This window comes from Variovorax sp. GW821-FHT09D04 (assembly GCF_059416405.1).
On record NZ_JBWKPA010000006.1, the window covers coordinates 396,751 to 418,570 of the forward strand.

The window sequence follows — 21,820 nt, forward strand, 5'->3', positions numbered from 1 at the left end:
AGCCCTTCCGCATCAGGGAATCTACGGATATATGATTCCCCCCATGGTCTTGATTGGGTTCAATTTTTGTATACAAATAACGCACCCATAAAGACGGCGCGAAATTTGCGTCAAAAAGTCCCTCATCCCAACCAAGTACGAGGAAAGACCATGAGCACAGTCGCCAGCCATGCCCCCGCCGGGGCCAGCGAAGCCGGCATCGCGCCGCACGCGGAATCGAATGCCCTCATCAAGCCGGGCTACGACCCGCGCCTGACCAACGAGGACCTTGCCCCGCTGAAGAAGCAGACCTGGGGGCAATACAACATCTTTGCGTTCTGGATGTCCGACGTGCACAGCGTGGGCGGCTACATCACGGCCGGCAGCCTGTTCGCGCTGGGCCTGTCGAGCTGGCAGGTGCTGGTCGCGCTGCTGGTGGGCATCGTGATCGTGCAGATCTTCTGCAACCTGGTGGCCAAGCCCAGCCAGGTGACGGGCGTGCCCTACCCCGTGGTGTGCCGCGCCTCGTTCGGCGTGCTGGGCGCCAACATCCCGGCCATCATCCGCGGACTGATCGCGGTGGCCTGGTACGGCGTGCAGACCTACCTGGCCTCAGCCGCCTTCATGGTGCTGGCGCTGCACATGGCGCCGGGCCTGGCGCCGTACGCCGACGTGGCGCAGTACGGCTTCGTCGGCCTCTCGGCCCTGGGCTGGGTGGCGTTCATGGTCATGTGGGTGCTGCAGGCCTTCGTGTTCTGGCACGGCATGGAAGCGATCCGCAAGTTCATCGACTGGGCCGGCCCGGCGGTGTACGTGGTGATGGCCGTGCTGTGCGGCTGGCTGGTGTGGAAGGCCGGCTGGAGCAACATCGACCTGAACCTGGGCGGCATCAAGTTCCAGGGCTGGGACGCGCTGCCGGTGATGCTCTCGGCCATCGCGCTGGTGGTGAGCTACTTCAGCGGCCCGATGCTCAACTTCGGCGACTTCTCGCGCTACGGCAAGAGCTTCGACGCGGTGAAGAAGGGCAACTTCTGGGGCCTGCCGGTCAACTTCGTGTTCTTCTCGCTGCTCACCGTGATCACCACGGCGGCCACGTTGCCCGTTTTTGGTGAACTGATCACCGACCCGGTGCACACCGTGGGCAAGATCGACAGCACCACGGCCGTCGTGCTGGGCGCGCTGACCTTCATGATCGCGACCATCGGCATCAACATCGTGGCCAACTTCGTGTCGCCGGCCTTCGACTTCTCGAACGTGGCGCCGCAGCACATCAGCTGGCGCACGGGCGGCATGATCGCCGCCGTGGGCTCGGTGTTTCTCACGCCCTGGAACCTTTACAACAGCCCCGAGGTCATTCACTACACGCTCGACGTGCTGGGCTCGTTCATCGGGCCGCTGTTCGGCATCCTGATTGCCGACTACTACATCGTGCGCAAGCAGCAGATCGACGTCGACTCGCTCTACACCATGAGCAAGCAGGGCAAGTACTGGTACAGCGGCGGCTACAACCCGAAGGCGATCCAGGCGCTGGTGCCCTCGGCCCTCGTGCCCATCCTGTGCGTGATGGTGCCGACGCTGCGCGGCGCCGCCAACTATGCGTGGTTCATCGGCATGGGCCTGGGCTTCGTGCTCTACGTGCTCTTGAACCGCAACAACAAGACTTGAAAAACTGACCGAAGAAGGGACCGCGCCGTGCGCATCAAGATCATCAACCCCAACACCACCTGGAGCATGACCGAGAAGATCGGTGCCTGCGCCCGCGCGGTGGCGCACGCCGGCACCGAGATCGTGGCCGTGAGCCCGGCCATGGGGCCGGTCTCCATCGAGAGCCACTACGACGAGGCGCTGGCTGTGCCGGGGTTGCTGCAGGAGATCGCGGCAGGCGAGCGCGACGGCATCGACGGCTACGTGATCGCCTGCTTCGGCGACCCGGGCCTCAAAGCCGCACGCGAGCTGGCGCGCGGCCCGGTGGTCGGCATCGCCGAGGCCGCGATGCACCTGGCCAGCATGATCGGCAGCCGCTTCAGCGTGGTGACCACGCTGGGCCGCACCATGGGCCAGGCCTGGCACCTGGCCGAGATCTACGGCATGGAGCGCTTCTGCGCCAACGTGCGCGCCTGCGAGCTGCCGGTGCTCGAGCTGGAAGAGCCGGGCTCCAACGCCCGCGAGCGCATCGTCGACGAATGCCGGCGCGCGCTCGAAGAAGACGGTGCCGACTGCATCGTGCTCGGCTGCGCCGGCATGACCGACCTGTGCGCGCACATCGAGCAGGTGCTCGGCGTGCCGGTGATCGACGGCGTGGCCGCGGGCACCAAGCTCATCGAATCGCTGGTGGCGCTGAAGCTGCGCACCAGCAAGCGCGGCGAGCTGGCAAGGCCCTTGCCCAAGCCGATGATCGGCGCGCTCGAAGGCTTCACCCTCACGCGCTGAGCCACAATCGACGGATGCCCCGCGCCAGTTCCAAACCCTCCGTCCCTTCCGCCGCCCCCGTTGCCGCACCGGCCGAGAACGGCGCGGCGCCGGCCGACAAGAACAGTTCCATCGAGAGCATCGCCAACGACATCGCCACCGCGATCGTCGAGAAGCGCCTGCCGCCGGGCACCTGGCTGCGCGAAGAGGCGCTGGGCCGCGTCTACTCGGTGAGCCGCACCAAGGTGCGCGCGGCGCTCTTGATGCTGTCGAAGGACAAGCTCATCGAGATGATTCCCGACAAGGGCGCCTTCGTCTGCCAGCCCACGGTGGACGAGGCGCGCGAGGTGTTCGCGGTGCGCCGCATCCTCGAGCGCGAGGTGGTGCGCCTGTTCATCGCCAACGCGCGGCCGCGCGACTATCAGACGCTCGAGCAGCACATCAAGTTCGAGCGCACCGCGCTGCGCCAGAGCACCACCATGGGCACGGTGCGCGAGAAACTGCTGGGCGACTTTCACGTGGCGCTGGCCGAAGCCACCGGCAACCACACGCTGGCCGAGATGGTGCGCGAACTGGTGGCGCGCAGCTCGCTGATCGCGATGCTCTATCACTCGTCGAACGACCCGCACTGCTCGTCCGACGAGCATTCCGACTTCCTGCGCCTGTGCCGCAAGGGCGACGTGGAAGCGGCCGTGACCTGCATGATCGAGCACCTCGAACGGATCGAGGCCAGCCTCGAACTGGGCACCGAGAAGCCTGATCGCCAGCTCGACCTGGTCAAGGCGCTGCTGGCCTGAACCTGCGTCGCTGACGCACCCCACTCCCAACACCTGAGAGCCGGCCGAAACGCCGGATGCCCCGGCGCGCACCTCCTACAGCGCTTCTTCGCCGGATTCGGGTTTACCTGAATCCGGATTGCCGCATAAATTGTATACAGTTTCGCGTACACAACTGGTGTGCGCGACGGCTCTGCGACGCGCATCACTGCTCCGTTCCCCTCGCCGCGCCAGGAGACAACGATGACGGCAGATTCCCTTTCCAGCAATGTCCATCCCGTGGACCAGCGCCTGCCTTCGGGCAAGCTCGCGGCCCTCGGCCTGCAGCACGTGCTCGTGATGTATGCGGGCGCCGTCGCGGTGCCGCTCATCGTGGGCCGTGCGCTCAAGCTCTCGCCCGACGAGGTCGCGCTGCTGATCTCGGCCGACCTGTTCTGCTGCGGCATCGCCACGCTGATCCAGGCGCTGGGCGCCACGCAGTGGTTCGGCATCAAGCTGCCCGTGATGATGGGCGTGACCTTCGCCTCGGTGGCGCCCATGGTCGCCATCGCCAACGCCAACCCCGGGCAGAACGGGGCGCAGCTGCTGTTCGGCGCCATCATCGGCGCGGGGGTGATATCGATACTGATCGCGCCCTTGGTGAGTCGCATGCTGCGGTTCTTCCCGCCGGTGGTGACGGGCACGATCATCGCGGTCATCGGCATCAGCCTGATGCGCGTGGGCATCAACTGGATCTTCGGCAACCCCGTGGGCCCGACGGCGCCCGCGCTGGTCGACCCGGTGTACGCCAAGTGGCTGGCCGAGGTCACCTCGCCGGGCAGCTCGATCCCCGCGGTGCCCAAGGGCTTCGCGATCATGCCCACCGTGCCCAACCCCAAGTACGCCGATCTGTCGGGCTTCGGCGTGGCTGCGCTGGTGCTGGTGTCGATCCTGCTCATCGTGAAGTACGCCAAGGGCTTCATCGCCAACATCTCGGTGCTGCTGGGCATCGTGATCGGCGCGGTGGTGGCCTCACTCACCGGCCTCATGACCTACGAAAAAGTCGGCAAGGCCGCCTGGGTCGACGTCGTGCTGCCCTTCCACTTCGGCATGCCGCTGTTCGACCCGATCCTGATCCTCACGATGACGCTCATCATGATCGTCGTGATGATCGAATCGACCGGCATGTTCCTCGCGCTGGGCGAAATGACCGACCGCAAGATCAGCCAGCAAGACCTGGCCAAGGGCCTGCGCACCGACGGCCTGGGCACGCTCATCGGCGGCATCTTCAACACCTTCCCGTACACCAGCTTCTCGCAGAACGTGGGCCTGGTGGCCGTCACCGGCATCAAGAGCCGTTATGTCTGCGTGGCCGGCGGCGTGATCCTGATCGTGCTGGGCCTGCTGCCGAAGATGGCCGCGCTGGTCGAGTCGCTGCCCACCGTGGTGCTCGGCGGCGCGGGCCTCGTGATGTTCGGCATGGTGGCCGCCACCGGCATCCGCATCCTGTCGGGCGTGGACTTCAAGACCAACCGCCACAACGCCATGATCGTCGCCGTGGCCATCGGCGTCGGCATGATTCCGCTGATCGCCCCCAACTTCAAGCAGTGGATGCCGCATTCGATCCACTCGCTGATCGAGTCGGGCATCCTGCTGGCGTCGATCACCGCCGTGCTGCTGAACCTGTTCCTCAACGGTGCGAAGCACGACGAAGAGGCGGTGATCGCGGCGGCCAAGCACGCCGACGCGCACTGAGCCGAAGCCAGAACGTGCTCTGACTAGATCATCGCCAACGGCGTCTTGCGCTTGGGCACCGGATAGATCCGGTCCAGCGCCGCCAGGGTCGTCGCATCGAGCTGCAGCTCGGCGGCGGCCCTGTTTTCTTTCAGGTGCGCGCTGCGCACCGCCTTCGGAATCGCCGCCACGCCCGGGCGCGCGATGACCGCGGCCAGCGCCAGTTGCGCGGCGCTCACGCCGAGGTCCGCCGCCAGCCGGCCCAACGCCTCGTCGCCCGCCAGCGCGCCCTGGTCGATCGGGCTGTAGGCCATCAGCGGCATGCCGCGCTCGCGCTGCCAGGGCAGCAGGTCGAACTCGGGGCCGCGCTCGCCGAGCGACAGGTACACCTGGTTGGCCGCGCAGGCCGGGCCTTGGCCGATGACCTGCGCCAGCTCCTGCATGTCGTCGGTGTCGAAGTTGCTCACGCCCCAATGACCGATGCGGCCGGCCGCCACCAGTTCGTGCATCGCCTCGACCGTGTGCACCAGCGGGTGGTTGCCACGCCAGTGCAGCAGGTACAGGTCGATGCGCTCCAGCCCCAGCCGCGCCAGGCTGCGCTCGCAGGCCTGGCCCGTGCCGCGGCGGCTGGCGTTGTGCGGGTAGACCTTGCTGACGATGAAGAGGTCTTCGCGCTGCACATCGCCCGCGCGCAGCGCCTCGGCCACGGCCTGGCCGACCACGGTCTCGGCGCCGCCCTCGCCGTACATCTCGGCCGTGTCGATCAGGCGGTAGCCCAGGCCGATGGCCTCGCGCACCGCGGCCACCTCGGCCGCGCGACGGGTGGCGTCCTCGCCCATGCGCCAGGTACCGAGACCGAGAACCGGCATCTCGCCGTCGGTGGGGAGTGGAAGTGTTCGCATGGGCACGATGGTACGCAGGCCCTCGCGGCGGGTGCCCGGGTGCGGGTTTTCCGCCCCCGGTGCCTTCTAATTTTTCGAAGCTCAAGTCAGTTCGATGACCATCAATTGCTTGTCTTCCGCCGTGTTCTGGCGTTTTGGCCTTCGCTTTTTGTCAATGCCCGGTGGGTGCCAACCCCCATCGCGCGCGCCTCACCCGCTTCTAGAATTTTTTGACGGCCCGGTGTCACAAGCGTCGGCGCTCTTATCGAAACGGTTCAGGAACAGGTTGAGTCAATGCAGCAGAAGCAAAAGCACAGGATTGCCGTCATTCCCGGAGACGGCATCGGCGTCGAAGTCATGCCCGAGGGCCTTCGCGTGCTCGACGCGGTCAGTCGGCGCTTCGGCATCGATTTCGCGTACGACCATTTCGACTGGGGTTCCGACCACTACGTGCGCACCGGCCTGATGATGCCGGCCGACTGGGCCGACAAGATCCAGGGCCACGACGCCATCTACTTCGGTGCCGTGGGCGATCCGGCCAAGGTGCCCGATCACATCGCCGTGTGGGGCCTGCTCATCAAGATCCGCCGCGACTTCGACCAGTACGTCAACCTGCGCCCCGTGCGCCTGATGCCCGGCGTGCCCGGCCCGCTGGCGCACCGCAAGCCCGGCGACATCGACTTCCTCGTGGTGCGCGAGAACACCGAAGGCGAATACACCTCGGTGGGCGGGCGCCTGTTCGAAGGCACGCCGCGCGAGATGGCGATCCAGGAAGCCGTGTTCACCCGCGTGGGTGTCGACCGCATCATCGACTACGCCTTCCAGCTCGCCAACCGCCGCAAGCGCAAGAACCTGGTGGCCGCCACCAAGTCGAACGGCATCTCGATCACCATGCCCTACTGGGACGAGCGCCTGGCCGAGATCGCCACGCGCTACCCCGACGTGGCCACCAGCAAGTACCACATCGACATCCTGTGCGCGCACTTCGTGCAGCACCCCGACTGGTTCGACGTGGTCGTGGCCTCCAACCTGTTCGGCGACATCCTCTCCGACCTGGGCCCGGCCTGCACCGGCACCATCGGCATCGCGCCCTCGGCCAACCTGAACCCCGAACGCAAGTTCCCGTCGCTCTTCGAGCCCGTGCACGGCTCGGCGCCCGACATCGCGGGCAAGGGCATCGCCAACCCCATCGGCCAGATCTGGTCGGCCGCGCTCATGCTCGACCACCTGGGCGACAACGACCCCGTGTACGCACAGGCCTCGGCGGCAGTGCTCTCGGCGATCGAGACCGTGCTCAGCGAAGGCCCGCGCACGCGCGACATGGGCGGCACCGCCAACACGGTGGACGTGGGCCGCGCGATTGCCGAGTGCATCGCTTCGGCATGACGCCTCCCGGCCTTCCTTGTCGCGTTGGAAAAAACGCGCTGCGTCCCGGTGCCCAGGGCACTGGGTGCTTCCCGCAGCGAAATAAAGGAGGAGGCCGAAGGCCGGGGGACATTCGCGGAGGGAAGTACCCGGTGGCCTGGGCACACGCCCTGAACAGCGACAAACAACGGAGCCACTGAACCATGGGCCTGTTCCTGCTCAAGCGCACCTTGACGCTCATCGGCACGCTGATCGGTGCGTCCGTCATCGTGTTCCTGGTGCTCGAAATTCTCCCCGGCAATGCCGCGCAGATGCTCATGGGCCCCGACGCCTCGCCCGATGCCGTCGCCGCCCTGGCCACCAAGCTCGGCCTGGACCAGCCCGCGTGGACCCGCTACTGGCACTGGATCGGCGGCATGCTCACCGGCAACCTCGGCGACAGCTACGCCTACAGCTCGCCCGTCATCGACCTGATCCTGGAGCGCCTGGCCCTCACCGTGCCGCTCGCCGTGATGGCGATGGCCCTGACCGTCGTCATCGCCCTGCTCGTGGGCGTGACGGCCGCCGCACGCCACAACAAGCTCGGCGACGTCGGTCTCATGGGCATGGCCCAGGTCGGTATCGCCATTCCCAACTTCTGGTTCGCGATCCTGCTGATCCTCGTGTTCTCGGTGCAGCTGCAGTGGTTCTCCGCCGGCGGCTTCGAGGGCTGGGGTGAAGGCATCTTCGCGGGGCTCAAGTCCCTGCTGCTGCCCGCGCTGTCGCTCGCAGTGGTGCAGGCCGCGATCCTCGCTCGCATCACACGCTCGGCGGTGCTCGAGGTGATGCGCGAAGACTTCGTGCGCACGGCGCGCGCCAAGGGCGTGTCGCAGCGCATGGTGCTGTGGACCCACGTGCTGCGCAACGCGATGATCCCGGTCATCACCGTCATGGGCATGCAGTTCTCCGAACTGCTGGCCGGCACCATCGTGGTGGAGAACGTGTTCTACCTGCCGGGCCTGGGCCGCCTGATCTTCCAGGCCATCAGCAACCGCGACCTGATCGTGGTGCGCAACTGCGTGATGCTGCTCGCGGCCATGGTCGTCATCGTGAACTTCGTGGTCGACGTGCTCTATGCCGTGATCGACCCGCGCATCAAGGCGAGCGACATATGAGCGCCATCCTCTCCCCTTCCGTGCCCGCTTCCTCCGCGCCCCTCGCGCCCGGCTTCTGGCGCCGCGCGGTCAAGCACCGCAGCTTCGTCATCGGCGGCGTGTTCGCGCTGCTGCTGTTGCTGGCGGCTCTGATCTCCTTCGTCTGGACGCCCTGGTCGCCCTACGCGATGGACATGGCGAACAAGATGCAGGGCCCTTCGGCCACGCACTGGCTCGGCACCGATGCGTTCGGGCGCGACGTGGCCTCGCTGCTGCTGGTGGGTGCACGTGCGTCCATCCTCGTGGGCGTGATCGCCGTGGGCATCGGCCTCGTGGTCGGCACCGCGCTGGGCCTGCTCGCTGCTGCGAGACGCGGCTGGGTCGAAGAGGCGGTGATGCGCCTGTCGGACTTCACGCTCGCCTTCCCCGCCATCCTTTCGGCCATCATGATGACCGCCGTGTTCGGTGCCGGCATCGTCAACGCCATCATCGCGATCGGCATCTACAACATCCCGACGTTTGCGCGCATCACGCGCGCCTCGGCCAACGCGATCTGGTCGCGGGAGTACGTCGCCGCTGCGCGCGCCTGCGGCAAGGGCAGCTTCGCGATCACGATGCAGCACGTGCTGCCGAACATCTCGGCCGTGCTGATCGTGCAGATCACGATCCGCTTCGCCATCGCGATCCTGGCCGAAGCTGCGCTGTCGTACCTCGGCCTCGGCACGCAGCCGCCCCAGCCCTCATGGGGCCGCATGCTCAGCGAAGCCCAGACCCTCATGTTCCAGCAACCGCTGCTGGCCGTCTTCCCGGGCATGGCCATCGCCTTCGCGGTGCTCGGCCTGAACCTGCTGGGCGACGGTCTGCGCGACCTGCTCGATCCGCGCCTGGCCCGCGCAAGGTAGACCGCCATGCCCCTCCTCGAAGTCAACGACCTCCACATCGGCCTGCAGACGCAACGCGGCCCCGCCGAAGCCGTGCGCGGCATTTCCTTTTCGCTGGAGCGCGGCGAAACGCTGGGCATCGTGGGCGAATCGGGCTGCGGCAAGTCGATCACCGTGATGTCGCTCATGGGCCTGCTGCCGTCCACCGCCAAGGTCACGGGCAGCATCAAGCTCGACGGCCAGGAACTCGTCGGCCTGCCCGAAAAGCAAATGTGCCAGCTGCGCGGCAACCGCATCGGCATGATCTTCCAGGAGCCGATGACGGCCCTGAACCCCGTGCACACCATCGCGCGCCAGGTCGGCGAACCGCTGATGCTGCACCGCGGCCTCACCAAGGCGCAGGCGCGCAAGGAAGCCCTCGACCTGCTCGACCGCGTCGGCATTCCCGATGCCGCTTCGCGCCTCGATGCCTACCCGCACCAGTTCTCGGGCGGACAGCGCCAGCGCATCGGCATCGCGATGGCACTGGCCTGCGGGCCCGACCTGCTGATCGCCGACGAGCCCACCACCGCGCTCGACGTGACGATCCAGAAGCAGGTGCTCGACCTGATCCAGGGCCTGGTCGCCGAAATGGGCATGGCGCTGATCCTCATCTCGCACGACCTCGGCGTGATCGCCAGCAGCGTGCAGCGCATGCTCGTGATGTACGGCGGCAGCGCCGTGGAAAGCGGCCCGACCGAAACGGTCTTTGCCGACCGCGCCCACCCTTACACGCGCGGCCTGTTCGCGGCGCGCCCCGCGCTCGGCGCCGTGCGCGCGGGCCGGCTGCCCACCATCCGCGGCAGCGTGCCCGAGCTGGTCGACATTCCGCGCGGCTGCGGCTTCGCGGGCCGCTGCGACTTCACGACCGACGCCTGCCACACCACGAAACCGCCGGTGGCGCGCCAACCCAACGGCCATGCGGTGAGCTGCCTGCACCTCGACGCCGTCGCCGCGCACGCCACGCTGGCCGCCGCATGAGCACCCCGATGACTTCGACGTCTTCTGCCCCCACCCCGCTGCTGCAGGTGACCGACCTCGTGCGGCACTACGCCCTGCCGCGCGAAAAGCTCTTCGGCCCGCCGCCCACCGTGAAGGCGCTCAACGGCGTGAGCTTCGACGTGCAGGCCGGCAAGAGCGTGGGCATCGTCGGCGAATCGGGCTCGGGCAAGTCCACCATCGCGCGCCTCGTGATGGCGCTGGACACGCCCACCTCGGGCAGCGTCGCGCTCGAAGGCCGCAACCTGCACGCGCTCTCGAAGGCCGACCTGCGCACCGCGCGGCGCGACTTCCAGATGGTGTTCCAGGACCCGTATGGCTCGCTCGACCCACGCCAGACCGTGGCGCGCATCGTCGCCGAGCCGCTCGAAGCGCTGGCCGAAACGCGCCGCGCCGAGCAGCGCGAGCGCGCCGCCGAAGCGCTCGCGGCCGTCGGCCTGCGCACCACCGACCTCGACAAGTACCCGCACGAGTTCTCCGGCGGCCAACGCCAGCGCATCGCCATCGCACGCGCGCTCATCACGCGCCCCAAGCTCATCGTGGCCGACGAGCCCGTGAGCGCGCTCGACGTGTCCGTGCAGGCCCAGGTGCTCAACCTCATGCAGGACCTGCAGCAGCAGTTCGGCATCAGCTACCTGCTCATCAGCCACGACCTCGCGGTGGTCAACCACCTGTGCGACGAGGTGTGCGTGGTGTTCAAGGGCCAGATCGTGGAACGCGGCCAGCCCGCCGAACTTTTTGCCCACGCGCAACACCCATATACACGCACCTTGCTGTCGGCCGTGCTGCACACGCCATCGCGGTAGGCCCGAACGGGTCGAACCGGCAGCCTCTTTTTTCTTCCAGGAGAACCCCCGAATGTTGAAGCGACGCACCCTCATGGGCACCGCCATCGCCGCCGCGATCCCCGGCGCCTTTCCGCTGTTCGCGCAGGCCCAGACCGGCAAGAACATGCTGACCATCGGCATGCCGCTGGAACCGCCGGGCCTGGACCCGACCACCGCCGCCGCCTCGGCCATCGCCGAGATCGCGCACTACAACATCTTCGAGACGCTGACCAAGATCAACGCCGACGGCAGCGTGACGCCGCTGCTGGCCGAGAGCTGGACCGTGTCGCCCGACCTGAAGACCCACACCTTCAAGCTGCGCAAGGGCGTGAAGTTCGAGAACGGCGAGGCCTTCGACGCCGCCGCCGTCAAGTTCAGCTTCGAGCGCGCGGCCGGCGAGAAGAGCACCAACAAGGACAAGCGCTTCTTCAGCGAAATCAGCCTGAAGACGCCCGACGCCGACACGGTGGTCATCACCACCGCGCAGCCCAACCCCGACCTGCTCTTCATGCTCGGCCAGGCCACAGCCTGCATCGTCGAGCCCAAGAGCGCCGACACCAACGCCACCAAGCCCGTGGGCACCGGCCCCTACAAGCTCGACAGCTGGCAGCGTGGCTCGGCCTGTTCGCTCGTGAAGTCGCCGACGTACCGCAACCCGGCGCTGGCCAAGGTCAACAAGTTCGTCTTCAAGTTCATGTCCGACTCGGCCGCGCAGACCGCGGCGCTGATGGCCGGCGACATCGACATCTTCCCGCGCGCCGGCACGCGCAGCGTGGGCCAGTTCCGCGCCAACCCGCGCTTCCGCGTGCTCGAAGTGGGCACGCGCAGCAAGGTGATCCTGGCGATCAACAACAAGCGCAAGCCGCTGGACGACGTGCGCGTGCGCCGCGCCATCCTGGCCGCGGTGGACCGCAACGTGGTGATCCAGGGCGCGGCCGACGGCTTCGGCAAGGCCATCGGCAGCCACTACCCGATCGGCGCGCCGGGCTACGTCGACACCACCGGCATCAACCCCTTCGACATCGCCAAGGCGAAGAAGCTGCTGGCCGACGCGGGCGTGAAGACGCCGCTGGAGCTGCGCATGACGCTGCCGCCGCCTTCGTACGCACGCCAGGGCGGCGAGGTGATCGCGGCCCAGCTCGCGGCCATCGGCATCAACGTGAAGATCCAGAACGTCGAATGGGCCCAGTGGCTCAGCGGCACCTTCGGCGGCGGCCATGACTTCGATCTGAGCATCGTTGCGCACGTCGAACCCTTCGACCTCGTGAAGTACACCGAGCCCGACTACTACTGGGGCTACGACTCGAAGAAGTTCCGCGACCTGTACGCCTCGGTGCAGAGCGAGCCCGACGAGAAGAAGCGCAACGCACTGCTCGGCGAAGCGCAGAAGATGCTCGCCAACGATGCCGTCAACGGCTTCCTGTTCCAGGCCGTGTTCCCCACGGTCGCGCGCAAGGAAGTGAAGGGCCTGTGGCCGAACATGCCGATCGTCGCGAACGACCTGGCTGCCATTTCGTGGGGTTGATGCGGCGATGACGAAGCCTCTTTACGCCCTGGGTGTGCAGGAATTGCACGCCGCCTATGCCGCCAGGGAACTCTCGCCGGTCGAGGTGACCCGTGCGGTCAACGAACGCATCGCGGCCTGCGAGCCGCAGCTGCGTGCCACCTGGCTGTTCCGCCCCGAAGCCGCACTCGAACAGGCGCGTGCCTCCGAACAACGCTGGCGCGCCGGCACGCCGCGCGGCACGCTCGATGGCGTGCCCGTGACCATCAAGGAAAACCTCGCGACCGAGGGCGACCCGATGCCGCTGGGCACCGCCGCCTACGAACTCGTGCCGGTGACCTACGACTCGCCGCCCGCCGCGCGCCTGAAGGCCGACGGCACGGTGATGGTGGCCAAGACCACGATGCCCGATCTGGGCATGCTGTCGTCGGGCCTGTCGAGCTTTCACGACCTCTCGCGCAACCCGTGGGACACCTCGCGCACGCCGGGCGGTTCCAGCGCGGGCGCAGGCGCGGCCGCCGCCGCAGGCTACGGCCCGCTGCACGTGGGCACCGACATCGGCGGCTCGCTGCGCCTGCCGGCGAGCTGGTGCGGCATCTTCACGCTCAAGCCCAGCTTTGGCCGCATTCCGCTGAGCTCGCCCTACATGGGCCGCTGCGCCGGCCCGATGACACGCACCGTGGCCGATGCGGCGCTGATGATGGCCTCCGTTGCGCAGCCCGACGACCGCGACTATTCGGAACTGCCGCCGCCCGTGATCGACTGGAACGCCTTCGAGGTCGATCCGTCGTTCCTCAAGGGCAAGCGCGTGGCGCTGCACATGGACGCGGGCTGCGGCCTGCCGCTCGATCCGCAGATCGCGCAGGCCGTGCGCGATGCCGCGAAACGCATCGAGGCCGCCGGCGCACACGTCGAGGAAATCCCCGCCTTCATGACGCCGCAGATGCTGCAGGGCATGGACCACTTCTGGCGCATGCGCTCGTGCCTGGACATGCAGGCCATGAGCGCCGAACAGCGCGCGAAGATCCTGCCGTACATCCGCGAATGGGCCGAAAGCGCGGCCGGCTTCTCGGGCGCGCACGTCTTCGACGGCTACAGCCAGTTCGTCGCCACGCGCGCGGCCACGGTCGCCGCCACCAAGGCCTACGACTTCGTGATCTCGCCGGTGTCGCCGAACATGCCCGCGCCCGCGGACCATGCCTCGCCCACCAACGACCCGATGCGGCCGCTGGAGCACATCGGCTTCACGGTGCCCTACAACATGTCGGAGCAGCCGGCCGCGTCGGTCAACTGCGGCTACTCGGCCGAAGGCCTGCCCATCGGCCTGCAGGTGGCCGGCCGCCGCTTCGACGACCTGGGCGTGCTGCAGTTCAGCCGCGCCTTCGAGCAGATTCGCGGCGCCCAGAAGCCCTGGCCTGAGCCGATCTGAACCGCCATACGGAGACACACCTTCCCATGAACGCCACCCACTACATCGACGGCCGCCGCGTGGCGTCCGAAGGCAACGCCACCATCGACGTGATCGACCCGAGCGACGGCCAGAAATTCGGGGAGATCGCACGCGGCACCGCCGCCGACATCGACGCCGCCGTGCGCGCCGCGCGCCAGGCCATGGGCGAGCACTTCGACGGCCCCTGGGGCGCCACCACCGCGCTCGAGCGCGGCCGGCTGCTCGCCAAGCTCGGCGCCGCTGTCATGCAGCACCACGAAGAACTCGCCCAGCTCGAGGCGCGCGACACCGGCAAGGCGCTGCGCGTGGCACGCAACGATGCGACCGCGCTGGCACGCTACTTCGAGTACTACGCCGGCGCCTGCGACAAGCTGCACGGCGACACCCTGCCCTACGAGCGCGGCTACACCGTGCTCACGGTGCGCATTCCGCACGGCGTGACGGGCCACATCATTCCCTGGAACTACCCGATGCAGATCGCGGGCCGCAGCGTGGGCGCCTCGCTCGCCGCGGGCAACGCCTGCGTGGTCAAGCCGGCGGAAGACGCGAGCCTCTCGCTGCTGCGCCTGGCCGAGATCGCGACCGAAGTCGGCTTTCCGGCCGGTGCGCTCAACGTGGTGACGGGCTACGGCAAAGAAGCCGGCGCCGCGCTGTGCGCGCACCCGGGCATCGACCACATCTCGTTCACCGGCTCGACCATGACCGGCCGCAGCGTGGGCCTGGCCGCGGCCGAGCGCCATTGCCCGGTGACGCTGGAGCTGGGCGGCAAGTCGCCGCAGATCGTGTTCGCCGACGCCGACCTCGACGCGGCCGAGCCCGTGCTGCTCAACGCCATCATCCAGAACGCCGGCCAGACCTGCTCGGCGGGCAGCCGCGTGCTGGTGGAGCAGTCGATCTATGAAGAAGTCGTGCAGCGCCTCGCCAAGCGCTTCACGGCCGTGCGCGCGGGCACGCCCGCCGAAGACCTGGACATGGGCCCGCTCATCAACGAGAAGCAGTTCCGCCAGGTGCGCGACATGGTCGCGACCGCCGAGGCCAGCGGCATGAAGGTGGCGGCGCGCGGCACGGTGTCGCCGCAGGCTCCGTCCACCGGCTACTACCAGGAGGCCGTGCTGTTCCGCGACGTGCCGCATGACAGCGACCTGGCCCAGCGCGAGGTCTTCGGCCCGGTGCTGGCCGTGATGCCCTTCGCCGACGAGGCCGAGGCGGTGCGCCTGGCCAACGGCACGGACTTCGGCCTGGTGGCCGGCGTGTGGACGCGCGACGGCGGGCGCCAGCTGCGCATGGCGCACAAGCTGCATTGCGGCCAGGTGTTCGTGAACAATTACGGTGCGGCGGGTGGTGTAGAACTGCCTTTCGGCGGCGTGAAATCGAGCGGCTTCGGCCGCGAGAAGGGCTTCGAGGCCCTGCTCGGCTTCACGACCCTCAAGACCATCGCCATCAAGCACGGATGAATTCATGACCACCACTGAACAGCAACCACAAACCCCGCGCAAAGTCGGCCTCGTCGGCGTCGGCCTCATGGGCCACGGCATCGCCAGCAACATCGTCAAGCACGGCCACCAGCTCACCGTGCTGGAGCACGCGGGCAACCAGCCGATCGACGACCTGCTGAAGGCCGGCGCCACGTCGGTCAACGACGTGGCCACGCTGGCCGCGCAGGTCGATGTGCTGATCCTGTGCGTGACCGGCACGCCGCAGGTCGAGGCCGTGATGCTCGGCGACAACGGCGCGCTGAGCACGCTGCGCCCCGGCACCGTGGTGATCGACTGCTCCACCGCCGTGCCCGCCTCCACCGCCAAGGTCGCGCAGGCCGTGCACGCCAAGGGCGGCCGCTTCCTCGACACGCCGATGACCCGCACCGCCAAGGAGGCCGCCGAAGGCCGCCTGAACCTGCTGGTGGGCGGCGATGCCGACGTGCTGGCCTCGTGCCTGCCGCTGCTGCGCTGCTTTGCCGAGAACGTCACGCACGTCGGCGATGTGGGCGCGGGCCATGCGATGAAGCTGCTGCACAACTTCGTGTCGCTGGGCACCGTGGCACTGCTGTGCGAAGCCGCGGCCTGCGCGCAACGCGCCGGCGTGAAGCCCGAAGTGTTCGTGGACGTGCTCGCCAAGGGCGGCGGCAACGGCGTGGCGCTGGAACGCCTCAAGCCCAAGCTGCTGACGGGCAGCACCGATTCGCTGAAGTTCTCGATGGCGAATGCGAAGAAGGACCTGGGGTATTACAACGACATGGCGGCGCAGTCGTCTTCGAGCCATGGCATTGCGCAGGCTGTGGATGCCTTGCTGGCGCACGGGGTCGAAGTGTTCGGGCCGGATCGCATGGTGCTCGATCTGGTCGAAGCGCTGCGCTGAAACTCTTCAGGGCGCGTGCGCAGGCCACCGGGTACTTCGCTGCGCGAATGTCCCCCGGCCTGCGGCCTCCTCCTTGATTTCGCTGCGGGGAGCACCCAGCGTCCTGCGCACGATGAGCGTGGCTGTGGTGCTGGCCGTTCAGGCGCTGCGGCGAAGTGCCAGCCCCGACCCGCCTGACCGCTTCAGTGTTGTTGGGTGGCGGTAGCCAGTTCTGCGCGCACGGCGGCGAACACGGCCGCAGGATCTGGGGCACGCGATATCGGGCGGCCGATGACCACGTGCGTCGCACCAGCCCCGATGGCCTGCGAGGGCGTCGCAGCCCGCACATGGTCATTCTTTTCATCGCCTGGGAGCTGCGTGCCTGGCGTCACGATCAGGGCACCGGGCGGCAGGATCTCGCGAAGCAGCCTCACCTCCAACGGCGACGAAACAACGCCATGGCAACCGGCCGCGGCGGCCAGACGGCCCAGCCGTGCGACTTGCTCTGGAACCGTCGAGGCAACGCCCACCTCTTCCAAGTCCTGGTCACTCATGCTGGTGATGACCGTGAGCGCAAGCACCTTCAGTTGAGGAAACTGGCTCGCGGCCTGGACGGCCGAACGAAGCACGGCGGAACCGCCTGAGGCGTGCACCGTCACCATCGACGCACCCAGATGTCCGGCTGCGGTGACCGCGCCCGCCACCGAGCTGGGAATTTCCAGCAGCTTGAGGTCCAGGAAAACGCTCTTCCCTGCCTCTGCGAGCTCGCGGACGACCGAAGGTCCTGCCGCTGTCAGCAGCTGCAGGCCGACCTTGTAGTGCGTGGTCGCTGCGCCCAGCTGCTTCACGAGGTCCGCCGCCAATGCGGCGGCTGGGAAGTCGAGCGAAACGATGATGCGGCTGTCCGTACTCATTGGCTTGTCCTCCATGCCGACGCCCCGCGCTCGGAGGGAACTCAGGCCTCCGAACGCTCCACGACCACCTCGCTGATCTGCACCATGGGTTGAATGTCCGTGTAGTTGGCGATGTCGCCCCGGATCTCCTCCTGGTGCTGGGCAGAGGCTGCGCGGTAAGCGTCGACGGAAGTGCAGACGAAGTCGCACTTGGCGATGTACGCAGGGTCGGTGTCCACACCACGCCCCGAGATGCCCTTGTCCACCATGTAGTACAGGCACGCAGCGCCGAGCAGTCGTTTCATCATGGGCATGTGCCTCTCGCGGTAGTACGCGTGATCGAATCGCGCGCCTGCGGCGTAGGGGTACATGACACTGACCTTGATCATCGAGATTTCTCCTGGGGTTGCACGCTGGTTGATCGCCTCAAGCGGGGAATCGTGCGCCCGACGCTTCCAGGGGCAGGCGCAGCCCGTTCGTGAGGTAGCTGACGGTGCGATAGAAGCCAGCCAGCATCAGCAGTTCGATGATGGCTTCTTCGCTGAAGTACGTTCGCAACGCGTCCCACAGTCCATCGTCGATGTCGGCGTGCGCGTGCAAGGAGTCGCACAGGCGCAGAAGCACCTGGTCTTCGGCCGACCAGCAGGCGTCGTTCGCTGAAGCCGTGACGCTCGCCTGAACCTGCTCTGGCGTCAGGCCAGCGAGCTTTGAGAAGACCGTGACGTGGACGCCCCATTCGTATTCGGATTTGCACAATGCCGTGGTGCGGTGAATCACGATCTCGCGCTGTCGGATGCTCAGGTGGCCTTTGTCCAGCAACCCGCCGGCAAAGAACTTCTGAAACAGACGCGGGTCGCGTGCCAAGGTCGTGAACAGCCGCAAGGGGGGCTGTCCCTTCATCACCCTGTCGAGTGACCTGGAAATGTCTTCACCAAATGGCGGCGTTGCTGGCTCGATGCGTGCGGGCATGCAGACTCCTGATTCAAGGGCCACGCCATCGTAGGTCCGCTGCTGTATAAAGTAAAGCATGACGACACCTCGCATCGGCCACCCAGTTCGCGGCTCCACCACCGGCCGCCCCCTCATGGTCGCGCTGGACCTGCTGGGCCGGCGCACCGCGCTGCGCGTGCTCTGGGAACTTCGGGAGGGCTCGCTGACCTTCAGGGCCCTGCAGGACGCGTGCGAGACGAACACCCGGTTGCTCAACACGCGGCTCACCGAACTGAGGGAGGTCGACCTGGTCGAACATGCCGAGGGTGGCTATCGACTGACGGACGAAGGACGGAGGCTTTCGAAGGCGCTGAAGCCGTTGTCAGCCTGGGCGGACCAGTGGCGGCGCGGAAAGCGATGAGAAGCGGAGCATCCGCGGCGAATGGGTCCGCCTATGATCAGAAACGTTTTTGTGGAGGAGCCCGTGACCGGCATGTTCGCGCTGCCCAGCCTGTCTCGCAGGTCGTGCGGGACACATCGCGTCAGTGCCTTGGAGAACCTATGAGAAAAATCTTTCCTCTCTGCACCCTCGTGTTGCTGTCCGCCCTCTCGGGTCAGGCCCTCGCAGGTGCCAATACGGCGCGACTGAACTGCACCGGAAGTCACGCGGGGCAGGCACTCACCTTGGTGGGCGATGTTCCCGCCTCCATCGTGGAGGTCGATCTGAAGCTCTCCTACGGCGGGAAAACCATGCGCCTGGTTTCACCCCAGGCGGAAACCTCCGAGTCCACCGATTTCCGCCGTGGCGTCTTCAGATTGGAAGCTGCGCTGTCCGGTTCGAACAAACTCCAGCTTCAAGCCAAGCCCAAGAGCATCAAGTACAAAGGCAGCATGGGTGCCGGCAAACTCAACGCCAGCTTTGGCGCCATCCTCAAGAATGCGCCTGAGCCCTTTCAATCCGCGCTGAAAGGGGCTGAGCTCACTTGCATCTATGCATACGAAGTTTGAGCGTGGGCCCACAAATCGTTCAACCAGGCAGACAGCCGCCGCGCGTTCAACCGCGAGTGCCTCGGCGAACTGCAATGCCTGCGATGGAATGGCCTCCGTCTACGGCCACGACCCGAGGCTGAACCCTTGTTTCTTGCTCGCCCGATGAAGCGGCTGCGTCTCTTTGCCGCCCTGCTGTGGCTCGGCATCGCCCTCGGTCCGGCCCGCGCAGCGCCACCGACCTACCAGGCGCTGTACGCCAACCCGGAACGCGCGTTGCCGATGCAGCCGACCTGGCAACTGCAGCCAGTGGATGCACAGGCGCCACCGTGGGAAGACATCTTCACCTTCACCATCGGCATCGCCCCCAACCTGATCGAACGGGCGCGTTGGCTGAGCCTGAATCCGGGCAAGCACAGCGAGCGCGCCCCCGCGTTGTTCGACGCCCTCGACGGGCGCGTGCTTTTCCTTTCGCCGGCGGCGCGCAGCTTCTGCGATGGCCGCTGGCAAGTCGTGCGGCAGGAATACATCTCCCTCAATCCCGCACTGCAGCCGCTGCACCGGGTGTGGCTGGTGGAGCGAAAGCCCGGCGGCGGACTGCGCACCACCACGGCCAACGGGCGCATCGATGCGCAAGGCCAGTGGGCCGTTCCGCCCGTGAGTTGCGATGGCAAAGACACGATCTCCCTCGACTCCCCCGCCGCCCTCTCTTACCTGATGCCCGACGGATCCAGGCCCGTGCCTTCCGAGCTGCAGGTGGACACGGTGTTCGCGCAGCCCGGCTTGCGCGATGCACGGGGACAGTGGCGCCCCCCCGCCCCGCCGCGGGACATCACCACTGCACGGTGGATGGACTACAAGCGGCAGATGGTGACGCCTGGCTCCACCGGCTCGGGCCTGATCGATGCGCGAGGACGCATGGTGATTCCGTTCATCTTCGGCGAGCGGCCCGACGCCACAGCCCAGCGGCGCATCCAGCTGTGCACCGCCACCGGGCTGGATCTGCAGCGCAACGCCGGCACGCCGCAGGTGTGTCGCTGGCAACGACTGCATGGCAGCAGCCATGCCGGCGCCGCGCTGCGGCCGGTCAAGGACGCGGCCACCGGCCGATGGGGCTACCAGAACGCGCGGGGCCGATGGGCGATCGCGCCGCAGTTCGAATCCGCGCGCCGGTTCCGTCATGGCTACGCCGTCGTCTCGGGTGCGTTCCCAGAGGACTGGCGGCCGCCCGGGTGGCAGGACGAACGGCCGATCATCCGGCAGTTCCACCGCGTGGGCCGCCATTGGGTGGTCGACGCCCTGGTGCGCAACGCGTCCACGGGCGGCGCGTGGGAATTACGCTACGGCCTGATGAACGATGCAGGGCAATGGCTTGCCGCCGTGCCGCAGCCCGCGCTGCACGTCACCGTGCTGGTTCCGCCCGGTGGCCGCAGCGGCCACTATGCCGAGATGCTGGCCAGCCACTTGCCCACCCTGCTGGGACGCAGCGTGCAGGTCGATCACGTGCCGACAGCCACCGAGGCCGACTATCGCCGGCTGATGACGGAGGGCGGCAACGAGAAGGTCCTGCTCGCGGCACTGCGGCTGCCGCGCGGAGGCATCGAGGGCGTGCACCAGCCCGCGCCGATCGATGCGCTGATGCATTCCCTTCGCCCCGTCACGCTGCTGGCGTCGGAGCCCCTGGTGCTGGCCATCGACAGCACGCAGGCCGACACGCTGGGCATCCGCAGCACGGACGACCTGCTGGCCTACGCACGGGCCCACCCGGGCAGCCTGCGCATCGGCACGGGCGACGACGGCTGGACGGGCCACCTCGCCTTCGGCCAGTTCCGCGCAGCGAGCGGCGTCGACGTGCAGCGCGTGGTCTTCAAGGGCATGTACCCCGACTCGGACGTCATTACCAAGGAGCATGCGGTGGACCTGCTGTTCGCGCCCGTGAACGGCGTGGCGGTCGCCGTGCGGCGTGGCCAGTTGCGTGTGCTGGGCACCACCGCCGACCCGGCGCACCCGCAAAGCTTCGAAGGTGTGCCGTGGCCGACGCTGGGCTCGAGCGCGCCCTTGGCCGGCTACACGACCTACGATCACTTCAGCCTCTGGGCGCCCGCGAATTCGGAGGCCGCATCCAATCGCACCCTGCAGGAAGCCGTGGCCCAGGTGCTTGCCAAGCCCGAGGTGCGCAAGCAGCTGCAAGACCTTCGCGTCGTCGGTGGCGGCGGTTCGCCAGAAAGCCTGCTGGCGCTGGAAGACGAAGAGCGCGAACGCTGGATGCGTGCGCTTTCATCACCGGCGCGTTGAAGGCGTTGAGGGCGCTGTCCCGCACCATCACTCGAACCGTATCTCGGCCACGGTCGGCGCGTTCGGCTCCCTGGTCCTGGCATTCGCAATGGCACCGTCTTTCTCGTTCCTGAACCAGTAGCGGCACCCGGTTCGGGAAATCATCGTCACGCACATCGAGCCGTCGGCGTTGAGAACCCATTTGCCCGACGCCTTGCCGGGCCCGCTCTGGTTGACGAAGTCGACGCGGCCATCCGTATAGAACTGCCAGCGCGAGACCATGCCGGTCGACAGATTGCTCGAGACGATGGGTTTGCCGATCAAGGTGCTCTCGACCTCGGCTTTGCTCAGGAACACGCGGCCATGGATGGGTGCAGGCTCCTCGGAGATGGCCGGCACTACGGCGATGCACAGCAGCGCGCGGATGGCGTAACGGGTGAACATGA

General features: G+C 67.4%; 21 protein-coding genes. 16 read left to right on the forward strand and 5 right to left on the reverse strand.

Translation table 11 applies throughout. The features are described from left to right. Positions 1–150 precede the first annotated feature (150 nt). From AC07O4_RS20730 to AC07O4_RS20745, 4 genes are all read left to right on the forward strand, one after another. On the forward strand, positions 151–1,644 hold the full coding sequence (locus AC07O4_RS20730; RefSeq protein ID WP_495305514.1) for an NCS1 family nucleobase:cation symporter-1: 1,494 nt from the start codon (positions 151–153) through the stop codon (positions 1,642–1,644). A gap of 27 nt (positions 1,645–1,671) precedes the next feature. Then, a complete protein-coding gene (locus tag AC07O4_RS20735) occupies positions 1,672–2,409 on the forward strand; it encodes an aspartate/glutamate racemase family protein (protein WP_159274479.1) in 738 nt (245 codons plus the stop codon). 14 nt (positions 2,410–2,423) lie between these two features. After that, positions 2,424–3,185, forward strand: coding sequence for a GntR family transcriptional regulator (locus AC07O4_RS20740; protein WP_495305515.1), 762 nt, complete (start codon positions 2,424–2,426; stop codon positions 3,183–3,185). A gap of 222 nt (positions 3,186–3,407) precedes the next feature. Beyond that, the gene (locus AC07O4_RS20745; protein WP_070061682.1) at positions 3,408–4,898 is read left to right on the forward strand and encodes a nucleobase:cation symporter-2 family protein; all 1,491 of its coding nucleotides are present in this window, start codon (positions 3,408–3,410) and stop codon (positions 4,896–4,898) included. Positions 4,899–4,921: 23 nt separating this feature from the next. Here the strand turns inward: AC07O4_RS20745 and AC07O4_RS20750 are convergent, their stop codons facing one another. Continuing rightward, the gene (locus tag AC07O4_RS20750) at positions 4,922–5,779 is read right to left on the reverse strand and encodes an aldo/keto reductase (RefSeq protein WP_495305516.1); all 858 of its coding nucleotides are present in this window, start codon (positions 5,777–5,779) and stop codon (positions 4,922–4,924) included. Between the two features lie 273 nt (positions 5,780–6,052). On the opposite strand from AC07O4_RS20750, the gene AC07O4_RS20755 reads away from it, so the two are divergent. The 9 genes from AC07O4_RS20755 (at position 6,053) to AC07O4_RS20795 (ending at position 16,311) form a co-directional block, all read left to right on the forward strand. Then, positions 6,053–7,144, forward strand: a complete 1,092-nt coding sequence (locus tag AC07O4_RS20755; protein WP_070061680.1) for a tartrate dehydrogenase — start codon at positions 6,053–6,055, stop codon at positions 7,142–7,144. 182 nt (positions 7,145–7,326) lie between these two features. Further along, positions 7,327–8,277 (forward strand): ABC transporter permease, encoded by a 951-nt coding sequence (locus AC07O4_RS20760; protein WP_095946736.1) that lies wholly within the window; start codon positions 7,327–7,329, stop codon positions 8,275–8,277. Beyond that, positions 8,274–9,158 (forward strand): ABC transporter permease, encoded by an 885-nt coding sequence (locus AC07O4_RS20765; protein ID WP_056573686.1) that lies wholly within the window; start codon positions 8,274–8,276, stop codon positions 9,156–9,158. The genes AC07O4_RS20760 and AC07O4_RS20765 overlap by 4 nt, the downstream gene beginning before the upstream one ends. A gap of 6 nt (positions 9,159–9,164) precedes the next feature. Then, a complete protein-coding gene (locus AC07O4_RS20770; RefSeq protein ID WP_070061677.1) occupies positions 9,165–10,157 on the forward strand; it encodes an ABC transporter ATP-binding protein in 993 nt (330 codons plus the stop codon). Continuing rightward, entirely contained in the window at positions 10,154–10,981 is an 828-nt protein-coding gene (locus tag AC07O4_RS20775; RefSeq protein ID WP_495305517.1) for an ATP-binding cassette domain-containing protein, read from the forward strand. The genes AC07O4_RS20770 and AC07O4_RS20775 overlap by 4 nt, the downstream gene beginning before the upstream one ends. A 52-nt stretch (positions 10,982–11,033) precedes the next feature. Further along, positions 11,034–12,527: an ABC transporter substrate-binding protein gene (locus AC07O4_RS20780; RefSeq protein WP_062479362.1), complete on the forward strand. Its 1,494-nt coding sequence runs from the start codon at positions 11,034–11,036 to the stop codon at positions 12,525–12,527. A 7-nt stretch (positions 12,528–12,534) separates the two neighbouring features. Then, positions 12,535–13,935 (forward strand): amidase, encoded by a 1,401-nt coding sequence (locus AC07O4_RS20785; protein ID WP_495305518.1) that lies wholly within the window; start codon positions 12,535–12,537, stop codon positions 13,933–13,935. Positions 13,936–13,961: 26 nt separating this feature from the next. Then, positions 13,962–15,410: an aldehyde dehydrogenase family protein gene (locus AC07O4_RS20790; RefSeq protein ID WP_495305519.1), complete on the forward strand. Its 1,449-nt coding sequence runs from the start codon at positions 13,962–13,964 to the stop codon at positions 15,408–15,410. Between the two features lie 4 nt (positions 15,411–15,414). After that, positions 15,415–16,311, forward strand: a complete 897-nt coding sequence (locus AC07O4_RS20795) for an NAD(P)-dependent oxidoreductase (protein WP_495305520.1) — start codon at positions 15,415–15,417, stop codon at positions 16,309–16,311. A 182-nt stretch (positions 16,312–16,493) separates the two neighbouring features. Here AC07O4_RS20795 and pyrF read toward each other — a convergent pair whose 3' ends face one another. Genes pyrF through AC07O4_RS20810 form a run of 3 tightly spaced genes read right to left on the reverse strand, consistent with a single transcriptional unit; the run spans position 16,494 to position 18,152 of the window. Next, the gene (gene pyrF / locus AC07O4_RS20800; protein WP_495305521.1) at positions 16,494–17,204 is read right to left on the reverse strand and encodes an orotidine-5'-phosphate decarboxylase; all 711 of its coding nucleotides are present in this window, start codon (positions 17,202–17,204) and stop codon (positions 16,494–16,496) included. 41 nt (positions 17,205–17,245) lie between these two features. Beyond that, on the reverse strand, positions 17,246–17,572 hold the full coding sequence (locus AC07O4_RS20805) for an EthD family reductase (protein WP_495305522.1): 327 nt from the start codon (positions 17,570–17,572) through the stop codon (positions 17,246–17,248). Between the two features lie 37 nt (positions 17,573–17,609). Then, positions 17,610–18,152, reverse strand: coding sequence for a carboxymuconolactone decarboxylase family protein (locus AC07O4_RS20810; RefSeq protein WP_495305523.1), 543 nt, complete (start codon positions 18,150–18,152; stop codon positions 17,610–17,612). 115 nt (positions 18,153–18,267) lie between these two features. Here AC07O4_RS20810 and AC07O4_RS20815 point away from each other — a divergent pair, with 115 nt between their 5' ends. The 3 genes from AC07O4_RS20815 to AC07O4_RS20825 all read left to right on the forward strand — a co-directional run bounded on the left by AC07O4_RS20815 (position 18,268) and on the right by AC07O4_RS20825 (position 21,395). Next, positions 18,268–18,534, forward strand: a complete 267-nt coding sequence (locus tag AC07O4_RS20815; RefSeq protein ID WP_495305524.1) for a winged helix-turn-helix transcriptional regulator — start codon at positions 18,268–18,270, stop codon at positions 18,532–18,534. Between the two features lie 140 nt (positions 18,535–18,674). Beyond that, a complete protein-coding gene (locus AC07O4_RS20820; RefSeq protein WP_495305525.1) occupies positions 18,675–19,121 on the forward strand; it encodes a hypothetical protein in 447 nt (148 codons plus the stop codon). Positions 19,122–19,265: 144 nt separating this feature from the next. Beyond that, positions 19,266–21,395: a tripartite tricarboxylate transporter substrate-binding protein gene (locus tag AC07O4_RS20825; RefSeq protein ID WP_495305526.1), complete on the forward strand. Its 2,130-nt coding sequence runs from the start codon at positions 19,266–19,268 to the stop codon at positions 21,393–21,395. Between the two features lie 27 nt (positions 21,396–21,422). Here AC07O4_RS20825 and AC07O4_RS20830 read toward each other — a convergent pair whose 3' ends face one another. Next, positions 21,423–21,818, reverse strand: coding sequence for a hypothetical protein (locus AC07O4_RS20830; RefSeq protein ID WP_062479336.1), 396 nt, complete (start codon positions 21,816–21,818; stop codon positions 21,423–21,425). Between the last annotated feature and the right edge of the window lie 2 nt (positions 21,819–21,820).

Excerpts from the sequence above, each read along its gene's own strand:
- AC07O4_RS20810 (WP_495305523.1), bottom strand. The coding sequence starts at position 18,152 with ATGCCCGCACGCATCGAGCCAGCAACGCCGCCATTTGGTGAAGACATT.
- AC07O4_RS20750 (WP_495305516.1), bottom strand. The coding sequence starts at position 5,779 with ATGCGAACACTTCCACTCCCCACCGACGGCGAGATGCCGGTTCTCGGT.
- pyrF (WP_495305521.1), bottom strand. The coding sequence starts at position 17,204 with ATGAGTACGGACAGCCGCATCATCGTTTCGCTCGACTTCCCAGCCGCC.
- AC07O4_RS20830 (WP_062479336.1), bottom strand. The coding sequence starts at position 21,818 with ATGTTCACCCGTTACGCCATCCGCGCGCTGCTGTGCATCGCCGTAGTG.
- AC07O4_RS20730 (WP_495305514.1), top strand. The coding sequence starts at position 151 with ATGAGCACAGTCGCCAGCCATGCCCCCGCCGGGGCCAGCGAAGCCGGC.
- AC07O4_RS20780 (WP_062479362.1), top strand. The coding sequence starts at position 11,034 with ATGTTGAAGCGACGCACCCTCATGGGCACCGCCATCGCCGCCGCGATC.
- AC07O4_RS20740 (WP_495305515.1), top strand. The coding sequence starts at position 2,424 with ATGCCCCGCGCCAGTTCCAAACCCTCCGTCCCTTCCGCCGCCCCCGTT.
- AC07O4_RS20805 (WP_495305522.1), bottom strand. The coding sequence starts at position 17,572 with ATGATCAAGGTCAGTGTCATGTACCCCTACGCCGCAGGCGCGCGATTC.
- AC07O4_RS20775 (WP_495305517.1), top strand. The coding sequence starts at position 10,154 with ATGAGCACCCCGATGACTTCGACGTCTTCTGCCCCCACCCCGCTGCTG.
- AC07O4_RS20795 (WP_495305520.1), top strand. The coding sequence starts at position 15,415 with ATGACCACCACTGAACAGCAACCACAAACCCCGCGCAAAGTCGGCCTC.
- AC07O4_RS20815 (WP_495305524.1), top strand. The coding sequence starts at position 18,268 with ATGGTCGCGCTGGACCTGCTGGGCCGGCGCACCGCGCTGCGCGTGCTC.
- AC07O4_RS20770 (WP_070061677.1), top strand. The coding sequence starts at position 9,165 with ATGCCCCTCCTCGAAGTCAACGACCTCCACATCGGCCTGCAGACGCAA.
- AC07O4_RS20820 (WP_495305525.1), top strand. The coding sequence starts at position 18,675 with ATGAGAAAAATCTTTCCTCTCTGCACCCTCGTGTTGCTGTCCGCCCTC.
- AC07O4_RS20760 (WP_095946736.1), top strand. The coding sequence starts at position 7,327 with ATGGGCCTGTTCCTGCTCAAGCGCACCTTGACGCTCATCGGCACGCTG.
- AC07O4_RS20825 (WP_495305526.1), top strand. The coding sequence starts at position 19,266 with ATGAAGCGGCTGCGTCTCTTTGCCGCCCTGCTGTGGCTCGGCATCGCC.
- AC07O4_RS20765 (WP_056573686.1), top strand. The coding sequence starts at position 8,274 with ATGAGCGCCATCCTCTCCCCTTCCGTGCCCGCTTCCTCCGCGCCCCTC.
- AC07O4_RS20745 (WP_070061682.1), top strand. The coding sequence starts at position 3,408 with ATGACGGCAGATTCCCTTTCCAGCAATGTCCATCCCGTGGACCAGCGC.
- AC07O4_RS20790 (WP_495305519.1), top strand. The coding sequence starts at position 13,962 with ATGAACGCCACCCACTACATCGACGGCCGCCGCGTGGCGTCCGAAGGC.
- AC07O4_RS20785 (WP_495305518.1), top strand. The coding sequence starts at position 12,535 with ATGACGAAGCCTCTTTACGCCCTGGGTGTGCAGGAATTGCACGCCGCC.
- AC07O4_RS20755 (WP_070061680.1), top strand. The coding sequence starts at position 6,053 with ATGCAGCAGAAGCAAAAGCACAGGATTGCCGTCATTCCCGGAGACGGC.